The 678-nt window shown below is 54.6% G+C and carries 2 rRNA genes; both read left to right on the forward strand.

Annotation, left to right across the window (positions count from 1 at the left end):
* Positions 1 to 111 (forward strand): 16S ribosomal RNA (locus tag HPO96_RS37435); the annotation flags it as partial.
* A 441-nt stretch (positions 112 to 552) separates the two neighbouring features.
* Positions 553 to 678: ribosomal RNA gene (locus HPO96_RS37440) — 23S ribosomal RNA — on the forward strand; the annotation flags it as partial.

Genomic DNA, 678 nt, shown 5'->3' on the forward strand with positions numbered 1-678 from the left:
AAGCCGGTGGCCTAACCCTTGTGGAGGGAGCCGTCGAAGGTGGGGCTGGCGATTAGGACGAAGTCGTAACAAGGTAGCCGTACCGGAAGGTGCGGCTGGATCACCTCCTTTCTAAGGAGCATTCGGCAGGTTTGCTCGTTGAGCGGCCTGTCCATTCGTCGTTTACTAGACATGTGTTCTAGTGCGACGGTGCTTCGGAATGTGGAACATTGACCATTAGGTATTGAAGCTTTCTGACTGCTGTTAGTACTGCTCTTCGGAGCGTGGAACGTGGTTGATGGGAGTGGGGATACCGAGGCGCGCTGTTGGGTCCTGAGGAATCGGGCTCAATCAACGGACCTGAGGGTTCGGGGGTTGGGACTGAAGTCTCTTCGGGGCCGGCTCACACCAGACTGTTGGTGGGGTTCTGATTCTGGGTGTTTTGTTTCCCTGGGGTTGGTTCTTCTGCTGGTAAGTGGTGGTTCTGGGCTGGTTGTCCTGGTCGTATTTTGAGAACTGTATAGTGGACGCGAGCATCTCTTTGTAGCGATTTTGTTTTGTTTTTTGTCTTAGTGACAAGCTACTAAGGGCAATCGGTGGATGTCTTGGCACCAAGAGCCGATGAAGGACGTTGGAGCCTGCGATAAGCCCCGGGGAGTTGGCAACCGAGCTGTGATCCGGGGGTGTCCGAATGGGGAA

The sequence above is a fragment of the Kribbella sandramycini genome (assembly GCF_013131805.1).
In the GTDB taxonomy this organism is placed as follows: Bacteria; Actinomycetota; Actinomycetes; order Propionibacteriales; family Kribbellaceae; genus Kribbella; species Kribbella sandramycini.